Origin of the sequence: Bradyrhizobium sp. CB1717, from assembly GCF_029714325.1 — a bacterium.
Classification (GTDB): domain Bacteria; phylum Pseudomonadota; class Alphaproteobacteria; order Rhizobiales; family Xanthobacteraceae; genus Bradyrhizobium.
In genome coordinates this window covers 126,806-138,085 of record NZ_CP121666.1, presented here as the reverse complement: position 1 = coordinate 138,085, position 11,280 = coordinate 126,806, and the positions used below count along the sequence as shown (strand labels likewise).

The following is an 11,280-nucleotide window of genomic DNA, read 5'->3' as shown; positions in this document are numbered from 1 at the left end:
GGGAATAGGCGAGAAGAGCCCCGCTTTTCCAGCCGAAATGGACCGTAAATATGTCAGATGCAATACGGGCAGTGATCCTCGGCATCATCGAGGGTGTGACCGAGTTCCTTCCCGTGTCCTCGACCGGCCACCTGCTGCTTGCCGAGCGTTTCTTCCATCTTGGTGAAGGCGCCTTCTGGGATTCGTTTACCGTTCTGATCCAGCTGGGTGCGATCCTCGCGATCGTCGGGCTGTATTTCAGGAAGCTCTGGGACGTCGTGATCGGCTTCTTCACGGGCGATGCCTATGCGCGCCGTTTCGTGATCGGCGTGCTGGTGGCGTTCCTGCCCGCCGTCGTCGTCGGCCTCGTTGCCGGCAAATACATCAAGAGCGTGCTGTTCAACCCCTGGGTCGTCTGCTTCACGCTGATCGTCGGCGGCGCCATCCTGCTCTGGGTCGACAAGCTCGACCTCAAGCCGCGCGAGCACGACGCCACCAGGTTCCCGCTGCTGATGTATCTCTATATCGGCATCGCGCAGTGCGTCGCGATGATCCCGGGCGTGTCGCGCTCCGGCGCCAGCATCGTCGCCGCGATGCTGCTCGGCGCCGACAAGCGCGCGGCGGCGGAGTTTTCGTTCTTCCTCGCCATTCCCACCATGATCGGCGCGTTCGCCTACGACTTCTACAAGAACCGCTCCGAGATGACGATGGACCACATGGGCATCGTCGCGATCGGCTTCGTCGTGTCGTTCATCACCGCGATCATCGTGGTGAAGACGTTCCTGACCTACGTCACCCGCCACGGTTTCGTGGTGTTCGCCTGGTGGCGCGTCATCGTCGGCACGCTCGGTCTGATTGCGCTGGCGCTGGGGCGTTAAGTTCGAGGCCCCCTAGCCCGGATGGAGCGTAAGCGTAATCCGGGACCGCTATGCCCAGGGCACGATTCCCGGATTTCGCGGAGCCTGTCATCGGGCGCGCGTTTGCGCGACCCGTTGGCTCCATCCGGGCTACGGGGCATCTCGCTCACGCCTTCAACGTAAAATAAGCTTTTGACCGGTAGGCAGTTTCCAACGCAGGGCGGCCCCCGCCCGGCACAGGAGCTGAACCATGACCCTCGTCTCCGGCTGGGGACGCTTCCCGGTCGTCGATACCGATCTGCTGCGTCCGCGCTCGTTCGAGGCCGTGGGCGACGCCGTCGCTGATGTGACCGGCTCGGTGGCGCGGGGCAACGGCCGCGCCTATGGCGATGCCGCGATCGGCGCTGCCAGGACCGTTGGGATGACCGGGTTCGACCGGATCAGGTCGTTCGACCCGGCCACGGGCCGCATTCGCCTCGAGGCCGGCGTGCTGCTGGCGGACCTGATCGACACTTTCGGCCCGCGCGGCTTCCTGCCCTTCGTCGTGCCCGGCACGCGCTTCGTCTCGGTCGGCGGCGCCATCGCGTCCGACGTGCACGGCAAGAACCATCATTGTGAGGGCGGCTTCGGCCGCTACCTCGACAGCATCCTGCTGCGCACCGGCGAGGGCGAGACCATCGAGGTCTCGCGCGAACAGAACTCCGATGCCTTCTTCGCGACCGTCGGCGGCATGGGCCTCACCGGTGTCATTCTCGAAGCGACGATACGGCTGCGGCCGGTCGAAACGGGCTGGATCCGCGAGCGGGTGATCTCCGCATCCGATCTCGACGCCGCGATGCGTGCGCTCGATGCGGGCGATACCGCGACCTATTCGGTGGCGTGGATCGATTGCGCCGCGCGCGGGCGAAGTCTTGGCCGATCGCTGATCTATCTCGGCGAGCACGCCAATAAGGATGAGCTTGCGGACGGTGCCGACGCATTTCCGGTCGGCAAAGATCCCGGCCTCAGCGTACCCATCGACATGCCGTCGATGACGCTGAACCGCTACAGCATCCGCGCCTTCAACGAGCTCTACTACCGCATGGGCGCGCGGCGCGCCGGCGGCAGCCATGTGGTCTCGCTCTATCCCTATTTCTTCCCGCTCGACAGCCTCAGCGACTGGAATCGCATCTATGGCAAGCGCGGTTTCCTGCAGCACCAATGCGTGATCCCGGAAGCTGGCGCGCGCGCCGTGCTCGGCGACATCCTCGAACGCGTCGCGCGTCGCGGCGATGCCTCCTTCCTCGCCGTGCTGAAGAAGCTCGGCCAGGGCGACGGCCTCATGTCGTTTCCGCTGCCCGGCTACACGCTGGCGCTGGATTTCCCCGTGAACGGCGACATCCTGGACTTCCTCGACGAGATCGACCGTCTGGTCGTCGCTGCCGGCGGCCGGCTTTATCTCGCCAAGGACGCGCGCCAGTCGCGCACCACGTTCGAGGCCGGCTATCCGGCCTTGCGCCGCTTCAACGCGATCCGCAAATCGCTCGATCCCAACGGCAACATCCGCTCGAAACTTTCACAACGCCTGTTTGATGAGGTCTAGGCCGTGACGTCACGCAAGTCCGTTCTGGTGCTGGGTGGCTCCTCCGATATCGGCCGCGCCGCCGCGCGCGCCTTTGCCAAGGCGGGGTACGATGTCGGCCTCGCCGGCCGCGATGTCGCCGCGCTGGACCCTGACGCCGCCGATCTGCGCACGCGCTACAGCGTCGAGGTCGGTGTCTACAGGTTCGACGTGCTCGACACCGCCGCGTTCGAGGGCTTTGTCGGCAGTCTCCCGACGCTGCCCGATGTCGTCATCTCGATCGTCGGACTGCTCGGCACGCAGGAGAGTGCGCAGAGCGATCTCGCCCACGCCACCACGATCATGCGCTCCAATTACGAGGGACCGTCGCTGATCCTCGGCCTGTTCGCGGAAAAGTTTTTAGGCCGCGGCAGCGGCACGCTCGTCGGCGTCTCGTCGGTCGCCGGCGATCGCGGCCGCGCCTCCAACTATGTCTACGGCTCCGCCAAGGCCGGCTTCTCCGGCTTCCTCTCGGGCCTGCGCGCCCGCGCCAGCCGCGGCGGCGTGCACGTCGTCACGGTGAAGCCCGGCTTCGTCCGCACCAAAATGACCGAGGGCATGAAGTTGATCGGCCCGCTCACCGTCGAGGCGCCGGTCGTCGGCGATGCGATCCTGCGCGCCGTCGAGAACAAGACCGACGTCGTCTATGTCAGCGGCAAATGGCGCCTCGTGATGCTGATCATCAAGACGCTGCCGGAAGCGGTGTTCAAGAAGCTGAAGTTTTGAAGTGTCGAAGGATTTGCGCGGCGGCCGCAACGGCAGTGCGCCCCCTCGCCCCGTTCTTACGGGGAGAGGGTTGGGGTGAGGGGCCTCTCCGCGGGCGAGAACCCCCAAGAGGAGAAAGCCCTCACCCGATCCCGCAAGCGGGAGAGGTGAAACTCACACGCTCATGCGCTGGAACTGACCGGCCGCGCGGAAGCGCCAGAGGTATTGCGGGGCGATTGCCTCCAGCGAATCGGCCGTGATGCCGAGCCCCTCCAGCGTCAGCCCGGCCGCCTTCGCCGCATCGGACACGATATTGTCGCGCTCGAGCAACGTGACTTGGTCCGGCGTCAGCTTGAACGCGCCCGGCGCGAATTGCAGGAAGTTGGCCTGGAAGCGGGCGAGGCCGAACGACAGCGGCACCAGCATCCGCTTGCGGGCGGTGATCTCGAGGATCGCCTCGATGATCTCGCGCATGGTCAGCACTTCCGGCCCGCCGAGCTCGTAGGTGGCGCCGGCCTTGGCCTTGCCGTCGACGGCATCCGCGATCGCGGTGGCGACGTCGCCGACATAGACCGGCTGCATCTTCGTCTCGCCGCCGATCAGCGGCAACACCGGCGACATCCGGGCCAGCGCCGCAAAGCGGTTGGTGAACTGGTCCTCGGGGCCGAACACCACGGAGGGGCGGAAGATCGTGGCCGAGGGCACCGCGGCCAGCACCGCCGCCTCGCCGGCCGCCTTGGTCCTGGCATAGAGCGAGGGCGATTCGGCGTCGGCGCCGATCGCGGAGACATGCACCAGGCGCGCGCCGGCAGCCGCGGCCGCCTTGGCGACGGTCTCGGCGCCCTTGGCCTGGACGGCGTCGAAGGTCTGCGCGCCGCTCTCGGCCAGCACGCCCACGAGGTTGATCACGACATCCGAATCACGCAGCGCCGCCTCGACCGAGGCCGGGTAGCGCAGGTTGGCCTGCACGATGTGGACCTGCCCGACCCGGCCGGAGGGCTGCAGGTATCCGGCCAGTTCCGGCCGCCGCACCGCAACACGGACCCGGTAATCCCGCCGGCACAGTGCGCGGACGACATTCCGGCCCAAAAACCCCGATCCGCCGAAAACCGTGACGAGAGTTTCCAGATTCGATGCCATGGGAGCCAATCCTGCGGGAAGAGTGCGTGTTATCAGGCTTCTACCGGTCCGGTTTGCGATGCGCAATCCGCATCGCCAAAACCGGCCAAGCATGAATTGACAACGGCGTCACCGAACCGTAGTAACCGCCTCCGTGCCCCAAACGGCATGCCCAGGTGGTGGAATTGGTAGACGCGCTGGCTTCAGGTGCCAGTGGCTTAACGGCCGTGAAGGTTCGAGTCCTTTCCTGGGCACCATTTGCGGGATTTGAACGCAAAATAAGAGCTACTTCCGATCGATGGAGATAGCAGGGGTGGCGATACCCGTACCGCCGCCGCGACGGCCCCCCTGGTACGCCAGATCGGTCCTGTCCCTCACACCACCCGCTTCCCCGCCCGCTCCGCTACCGCCTTCTGTACAAAGTACATCGCGACCAGCGTGATGATCGTCGTCATGACGACGACGTAGCCGATCCGGTCGAAATGGAGCAGCGCGCCGTCAGGCGCCTGCGCGATGATGGCGCCGGCGAGGACAGAGCCGAGGCCGCCGGAGAGCTGCTGCAGCGAGGCGCTGACCGCGCTGAACGAGCCGCGCTGGCTCGCGTCGGGGATCGCCGACATCAGCGCCTGCGACGGGATCATGCGCGAGAAGATGCCGACGAACATCAGGACGTTCACGGTGATCGCGGTCGTCAGCGAGACGTGGCCGAGATGGGTGTAGATCAGCACCATGACGACGGTCATCGCACAGCCGAACACGAAGGTCGGATATTTGCCGAAGGCGTCGCTGGCGCGGCCGACCAGCGGCCCCGTGACGATGCTGAACAGGCCGGAGACGAGATAGATCGTCGGCAGATGCAGCATGTCGATGCCGAGATTGTGCACGGTGTAGGCGCTGGAGAACGGCATCAGCATGTAGCCGCCGGTCGCGAGCAGCGTCGTGACGGCGAAGGCCAGCGTATAGCGCGGCTCGAAGACCGTCGCGATCAGATGGTGGAACGGGTTTCTGTCCTGCTTGAGCCGGAGATGCGCGTCGACCGGCTCCATGACGAAGGCGATGATGGCGATCGTGACGATCGAGAGGCCGACGATCGCGACGAAGCAGACCTGCCAGCTCCAGTGATTGGCGAGAAACAGCCCGGCGGGAATGCCGAGCACCTGGCTCGCGGCGAATGCGGTCTGCACGAAGCCCATCACGCGGCCGCGTAAATGCAGCGCGAACAGGTCGGTGACGATGGCGAGCACCACCGAGCCGATCACGCCGCCGAACAATCCGGTCACGATCCGGCCGATCAGCAGCACATGGTAGTTCTGCGCCATTGCGCAGAGCAGGGTGCCGAGCGTGAAGCCGACATAGAAGAACAGCAGCAGGCGCTTGCGGTCGAAGCGGTCGGCAAAGCCGGCGGCGAGGATCCCCGAAAGTCCCGCGCTGAAGGCGTAGGCCGACACCGCGATACCGAACTGCGCAGCGGTGATGTTGAGTGCGGGCATCAGGATGGCGCCGAGCGGCGACATGATGATGAAGTCGAGGATGATCGTGAACTGCGTGAACGCCAGCAGCGCGATGAGGAGCGCCTGGTAGCGCGAGAAGCCGCGCTGGCGGTCCTGTTGATCGTCGATCGGCGCGGCGAGCGTTTGTTCGGTCATCACATTCCATTGGCAGTGAGCGGGGCAGTCGGTGCGGGAAGCTCGCAACAGATAAGCATGCCCGGACGATTTTCACGGGGCGCTTGCCGAGCGCTCCGACGGAGGTGCGTTCCCTCCCCCCTTGCGGGGGAGGGCTAGGGAGGGGGGTAGCCCAGGAAAAGGTGCAGAGATTGTTAAGGATGTATCAAGGGCAGGTGCGCGACGGAAAGAGTCCCCGTGTGGCACCCCTCTCCCTGACCCTCCCCCGCAAGGGGAACGGAAAGACCGCTGCCGTAGGCCGAAATCCGGCCGATTAAGCCGCCTTTAGCGAATGTTCGCATAGGGTTCCGGCCATCCCTTTCCCCTGCTCCCCGGCCCCCTCGGGCCGGTCATGTCGCGGCGAATAAGAGCGTTTTCGGATGGAGCAGCCTGCCTGGCAGTACGATCCTGGCGTCCCCGAGCCGTCGGCAAATCCGGCCGCGGCGCGGACGCTCGTGATCGATCTCGAAGGCGCCATGCTGCGATCCGAGCTGCTGATGGAGGCGCTGTTCTCCAGCCCCGGCCGGATGCTGGCCCGCTTCGGCGCCGGCGGACGGGCGGGCATGGCGGCGCTCACGGCGATCCTGGCGCGGGCCAGGATCGACTACGCCCACCTGCCCTATGATCCCGACGTGCTGAACCGGGCGCTGGCGGCGCGGGCGCGGGGCGAGAAGATCTATCTCGTCGCGGGACGCTTCGCCGATCATGCCGCCGGCATCGCCGCGCATCTCGGCTTCGATGGCGTCGTCACGCCGGCCGATCTCGCCGCGGGCAGCCTGCCGTTCGATCGTGCCGCGATCGAGCGCGTCAGTGCACGCAACAGCAGCCCTGTGAGCCTGAAGACCTGGGCGAAGGCGCTGCGCGTCTATCAATACGCCAAGAACACGCTTGTGTTCGTGCCTGTCATCACCGCGCACCAGATGAATTTCACGACGCTCGGCTACGCGCTGCTCGCGTTCCTGGCGTTCTCGGCCTGCGCTTCCGGCGCCTATCTGATGAACGATCTGCTCGACCTCGCCGCGGACCGGCAGCATCCGACCAAGCGCCACCGCGCGCTCGCGTCCGGCGATTTGCCGATCTCGTCGGCGTTGCTCGCGGTCCCCGTGCTGTGGTCGTTTGCGGTCGCAGCTTCCCTCTTCATCTCGCCGCTGTTCCTCGGCGTGCTCGGCGCCTATCTCGCCACCACGATCGCCTATTCGCTCGTGCTCAAGCGCAAGATGCTGGTCGACGTCGTCACGCTCGCCGGGCTCTACAGCTTGCGCATCGTCGCCGGCGCCGTCGGTGTCGGCGTCGTGCTGTCGGAATGGCTGCTGATCTTCTCGCTGTTCGTGTTCACCTCGCTGGCGCTGATCAAGCGCTTCAGCGAGCTCAGCATGCGCGAGGGCGCCGGTCTCGCCGATCCCTCCAACCGCGACTACCGGATCACCGATCTGCATGTCATCGCCGCGATGGCGGCGGCGAGTGCCATGAACGCGGTGACCGTGTTCTCGCTCTATGTGTCATCAACCGCGGTGACGCCGCTCTACAGCCGCCCCTGGATGCTGTGGCTCATGACCCCGCTGCTGCTGTACTGGTTCGGCCGGGCCCTGATGATGGCGCATCGCCGCGAGATGCCGGATGATCCGATTCTCTACGCCTTCCGCGACGGGCCCAGCCGCACGGCGGTCGCGGCAATGATCTGCGTCATGCTGGCCGCGATCTGAGCCAGCGGGCGCTTGCGCGACCTGCCCCGAGTGGATACATCGCGGGCAATCCGAAATGAGCCTATTGTTCCAAAAGACCGATCCGACCCGAGGTTTTGAAACGCCATGACCGTACGCCTGCACCGCGGTGACCTGCCCGACCTGTCCCGTTACACCGGAGCGGTGGCGATCGACACCGAGACCATGGGGCTCAATCCGCACCGTGACCGGCTCTGCGTGGTGCAGCTCTCGCCCGGCGACGGCAGCGCCGACGTGGTGCAGATCCCGAAGGGCCACACCGACGCGCCGAACCTGAAGGCTCTGCTCGCCAATCCCGCCATCACGAAAATCTTCCATTTCGCGCGGTTCGACGTCGCGGTGCTGTACCAGACCTTCGGCGTCATGACCGGGCCGATTTATTGCACCAAGATTGCCTCCCGCCTGACCCGCACCTATACCGACCGCCACGGCCTGAAAGACCTCGTGCGCGAGGTGCTCAACGTCGACCTCTCCAAGCAGCAGCAGTCCAGCGACTGGGGTTCCGACAGCCTGACCGAGCCGCAGCTCGCCTACGCCGCCTCCGACGTGCTGCATCTGCATGCCTTGCGCGAGCGGCTCGACGCCATGCTGGTCCGCGAGGGCCGCACCGCGCTCGCAAAGGCCTGTTTCGACTTCCTGCCGACCCGCGCTCTGCTCGACCTCCAGGGCTGGGAGGAAGAGGACATCTTTGCGCATTCCTGAGGCCTGAGCGGGCCTCCAAAGCATGATCCGGAAAAGTGCGAAGCGGTTTTCCGAAGAGATCATGCGTAAATAGGCTGGGCCGGCGCCCCGTTTCGGACACTTTCCTGCGGCCTCTCGCGGGCTGCACATTCGGTCGCCGCCGGGTACAATGGCGCGGCCTTCAACCGGACAAGGCGAGCGACCCTCTGGAGCAGCGGTGAATTCGGCCCAGAATCCCACCTACGACGCCGCGCTTGCGGCGAAGTTTGCCACCGCGGCGCGCCACAGCCGCCTGGTGCGGATTCTGCGCGTCGCGGTGCCGGTGACGGTGATCGCGTCCATCGCCGCGATCGTCTCCGTCTCGACCTTCCTCAATCCCTTCACGATCCCTCTCAAGCTCGACTCCGGAAACCTCGTGGTGACAGGCACCAGGATCACGATGGAATCGCCGCATATGTCCGGCTTCACGCCGGACCGCCGGCCCTACGAGCTCTGGGCCAAGACGGCGACGCAGGACATCACCGATCCCGATCATGTCGACCTCGCCGATCTGCGCGCGAAGGTGCTGATGGAGGATCAGTCGACCCTGTTCCTCGATGCGCGCACCGGCCGCTTCGACAACAAGCAGCAGCAGCTCGACCTGCACAAGGACATCTTCCTGCGTACCTCGACCGGCTACGAGGCGCGGCTGAACTCGGCTTTCGTCGACATGGGCAAGGGCACGGTCTCCTCGGACGAGCGTGTCGACGTCAAGCTGACCAACGGCACGCTGACCGCGGATCGCCTGCGAATCACGGAGGGCGGCGACGTCATCCGCTTCGAAGGCAATGTGGTGATGCATCTGGACAAGCTCGACGACGGTGCCGCCGCGCAGCCTGCGCCGGCCGAGCCCGCGCCGCCGCCGGCCAAGTCAAAGAACAAGTCTGCCAATTCAAAGTGATTTTCATGATCAGGATTTTTCCGCGCAACGAGGACAAGCGTCGCGCCATCATCGGTGCGGCCGCGCTGGCCTTCGGCGCCGCGCTGGTCGCTGGCGGTGCGGCCATCGCGCAGAGCACGATGCAGGGCGTGCCGAACGCCATGCAGGGCTTCTCGCAGAACCGCGATCAGCCGATCCAGATCGAGGCCGCCTCGCTCGAGATGCGGGACAAGAAGAAGGAGGCGACCTTCGCCGGCAATGTGAAGGTCGTGCAGGGCGACACCACCATGACCTCGAAGACGCTGGTGGTGTTCTACGAGTCGGGTGGTGACAAGCCCGCGACGGCGCAGCCGCCGGCGAAGGGAGCCAAGAACAGCAGCACCGGCGCGCCGATGCAGTCGGCGACACCGGGGCCCGGCGGCGCCTCGTCGATCAAGCGGCTCGAGGCGCGCGGCAATGTGGTGGTCACCCAGAAGGATCAGGTGGTGACCGGCGAGACCGCCGTGTTCGACACCAAGACCAACCTCATCACCATGCTCGGTGGCAGCGGCGGCCAGGTGGTCCTGACGCAGTGCAAGAACGTGCTGCGCGGCGACCGTCTGATGGTCGACATGACGACGGGCGTCTCGCGGGTGGAATCGGATAGCGGCAGGGTGCAGGCCCTGCTGCCGCAGGGCGGCAGCAATGATTGCGGCCCGGGTGCCCAGGGCGGGCAAGGCGGCAAGCCCGCCGCGGGGTCGCCCTTGCAACTGCCCGGCGCAAGTAAACCAAAGTAAATTCAACGGCTTGTTTCGGATGCCCCCGATCCGAGGTTGAAGCTTGCCCGGCGAGACTGTATCTAGCGCGAAGGGCTTTCGAAGCGGGGTCCGCCGCTTACCGGGCGTGTTTCATTGGGCATGGGACATCCCTTCACTCATGCTGCGTCGGCGAATCGATTAAGCCGGGGCGGCAGATCGCGCGAATGCCGCGAAAAGCTAGAAGGCGGGGATGGTCGATCTCTTCAGCATGTTCCGTCGGCGCCCCGCCAAGCGCGGCCGGCCTGGATTTGCACGTCAGGACATCACCGCCCTCGGTGACAGCGTCGGCGGGCTGGTGCCAAGCCCGGTGCGGGACGCGCCGCCGATCGCCCGCGACCAGCCGATGCATGCGCCCGACCAGTTCCAAGGGGACTATCAAGCGGACTATCAGGTCGATTACCAGGCCGACTATCAGGCCGAGACGCCGCGTGCGCAGGTGGTCCATCCGGTCAGGGCGGCCGCCAAGCCGAACGGCGGCGGGCCGCAGCTCCTGAAGCGGCCGGGCTTCCTGGCTGTGCATAGCGTGGAAAAGAGTTTCGGCAGCCGCCAGGTGGTGCGCGGCGTCAGCATCTATGTGCGCCGCGGCGAGGCGGTCGGCCTGCTCGGCCCCAACGGCGCCGGCAAGACCACCGTGTTCTACATGATCACGGGCCTGATCAAGGCCGATCGCGGCGCGATCGAGCTCGACGGCCACGACGTCACGAAGCTGCCGATGTATCAGCGCGCGCGGCTCGGCATCGGCTATCTGCCGCAGGAGGCCTCGATCTTCCGCGGCCTCACCGTCGAGCAGAACATCCGCGCCGTGCTCGAAGTGGTCGAGCCCTCGCGCAAGAAGCGCGAGCAGCAGCTCGACTCCCTGCTCGACGAATTCAACATCACGCGCCTGCGGAAATCACCGTCGATCGCGCTGTCGGGCGGTGAGCGTCGCCGCGTCGAGATCGCGCGCGCGCTGGCGACGCGTCCGAACTACATGCTGCTCGACGAGCCCTTCGCCGGCATCGATCCAATCGCGGTCGGCGACATCCAGGATCTCGTTCGCCATCTCACCAATCGCGGCATCGGCGTGCTCATCACCGACCACAATGTGCGCGAGACGCTCGGCCTCACCGATCGTGCCTACATCGTCTATGCCGGTGAAATCCTGACCGAGGGTAGCCCGGATGAGATCGTCGCCGATCCGGACGTGCGCCGCCTTTACCTTGGCGAGGAATTCCGCCTCTAGCCCTTTTTTCCAATTC

The 11,280-nt window shown here is 65.8% G+C and carries 10 protein-coding genes and 1 tRNA gene; 9 read left to right on the top strand and 2 right to left on the bottom strand.

Features of this window, described 5'->3' with window-relative positions:
* Nucleotides 1-50 precede the first annotated feature (50 nt).
* The 3 genes from QA649_RS00610 to QA649_RS00600 all read left to right on the top strand — a co-directional run bounded on the left by QA649_RS00610 (nt 51) and on the right by QA649_RS00600 (nt 3,162).
* Nucleotides 51-857, top strand: a complete 807-nt coding sequence (locus QA649_RS00610) for an undecaprenyl-diphosphate phosphatase (RefSeq protein ID WP_283022520.1) — start codon at nt 51-53, stop codon at nt 855-857.
* A gap of 229 nt (nt 858-1,086) precedes the next feature.
* Nucleotides 1,087-2,418 (top strand): FAD-binding oxidoreductase, encoded by a 1,332-nt coding sequence (locus QA649_RS00605; protein ID WP_283022519.1) that lies wholly within the window; start codon nt 1,087-1,089, stop codon nt 2,416-2,418.
* Nucleotides 2,419-2,421: 3 nt separating this feature from the next.
* On the top strand, nt 2,422-3,162 hold the full coding sequence (locus tag QA649_RS00600; RefSeq protein WP_283022518.1) for an SDR family oxidoreductase: 741 nt from the start codon (nt 2,422-2,424) through the stop codon (nt 3,160-3,162).
* Between the two features lie 153 nt (nt 3,163-3,315).
* Here QA649_RS00600 and QA649_RS00595 read toward each other — a convergent pair whose 3' ends face one another.
* A complete protein-coding gene (locus tag QA649_RS00595) occupies nt 3,316-4,281 on the bottom strand; it encodes a complex I NDUFA9 subunit family protein (RefSeq protein ID WP_283022517.1) in 966 nt (321 codons plus the stop codon).
* Nucleotides 4,282-4,430: 149 nt separating this feature from the next.
* Here QA649_RS00595 and QA649_RS00590 point away from each other — a divergent pair.
* A tRNA-Leu gene (locus QA649_RS00590) sits at nt 4,431-4,517 on the top strand.
* Nucleotides 4,518-4,634: 117 nt separating this feature from the next.
* Here the strand turns inward: QA649_RS00590 and QA649_RS00585 are convergent.
* Nucleotides 4,635-5,906 carry an MFS transporter gene (locus QA649_RS00585; protein WP_283022516.1) on the bottom strand — a complete coding sequence of 424 codons (1,272 nt, stop codon included), beginning with the start codon at nt 5,904-5,906 and terminating at the stop codon, nt 4,635-4,637.
* 398 nt (nt 5,907-6,304) lie between these two features.
* Here QA649_RS00585 and QA649_RS00580 point away from each other — a divergent pair, with 398 nt between their 5' ends.
* The 5 genes from QA649_RS00580 (at nt 6,305) to lptB (ending at nt 11,264) form a co-directional block, all read left to right on the top strand.
* Entirely contained in the window at nt 6,305-7,627 is a 1,323-nt protein-coding gene (locus tag QA649_RS00580; protein WP_283022515.1) for a UbiA family prenyltransferase, read from the top strand.
* Nucleotides 7,628-7,732: 105 nt separating this feature from the next.
* On the top strand, nt 7,733-8,347 hold the full coding sequence (locus QA649_RS00575) for a ribonuclease D (RefSeq protein WP_097663313.1): 615 nt from the start codon (nt 7,733-7,735) through the stop codon (nt 8,345-8,347).
* A gap of 196 nt (nt 8,348-8,543) precedes the next feature.
* Complete coding sequence (lptC, locus tag QA649_RS00570) at nt 8,544-9,266, top strand: LPS export ABC transporter periplasmic protein LptC (protein ID WP_283022514.1); 723 nt, start codon at nt 8,544-8,546, stop codon at nt 9,264-9,266.
* A gap of 5 nt (nt 9,267-9,271) precedes the next feature.
* Nucleotides 9,272-10,021: an LptA/OstA family protein gene (locus tag QA649_RS00565; RefSeq protein WP_283022513.1), complete on the top strand. Its 750-nt coding sequence runs from the start codon at nt 9,272-9,274 to the stop codon at nt 10,019-10,021.
* A gap of 211 nt (nt 10,022-10,232) precedes the next feature.
* Nucleotides 10,233-11,264 (top strand): LPS export ABC transporter ATP-binding protein, encoded by a 1,032-nt coding sequence (gene lptB / locus QA649_RS00560; RefSeq protein ID WP_283022512.1) that lies wholly within the window; start codon nt 10,233-10,235, stop codon nt 11,262-11,264.
* Nucleotides 11,265-11,280 lie beyond the last annotated feature (16 nt).

Bases quoted from the DNA above. Each gene is read 5' to 3' on its own strand.
- QA649_RS00610 (WP_283022520.1), top strand. From the start codon at position 51: ATGTCAGATGCAATACGGGCAGTGATCCTCGGCATCATCGAGGGTGTG.
- QA649_RS00605 (WP_283022519.1), top strand. From the start codon at position 1,087: ATGACCCTCGTCTCCGGCTGGGGACGCTTCCCGGTCGTCGATACCGAT.
- QA649_RS00595 (WP_283022517.1), bottom strand. From the start codon at position 4,281: ATGGCATCGAATCTGGAAACTCTCGTCACGGTTTTCGGCGGATCGGGG.
- QA649_RS00585 (WP_283022516.1), bottom strand. From the start codon at position 5,906: ATGACCGAACAAACGCTCGCCGCGCCGATCGACGATCAACAGGACCGC.
- QA649_RS00580 (WP_283022515.1), top strand. From the start codon at position 6,305: ATGGAGCAGCCTGCCTGGCAGTACGATCCTGGCGTCCCCGAGCCGTCG.
- QA649_RS00575 (WP_097663313.1), top strand. From the start codon at position 7,733: ATGACCGTACGCCTGCACCGCGGTGACCTGCCCGACCTGTCCCGTTAC.
- QA649_RS00565 (WP_283022513.1), top strand. From the start codon at position 9,272: ATGATCAGGATTTTTCCGCGCAACGAGGACAAGCGTCGCGCCATCATC.
- lptB (WP_283022512.1), top strand. From the start codon at position 10,233: ATGGTCGATCTCTTCAGCATGTTCCGTCGGCGCCCCGCCAAGCGCGGC.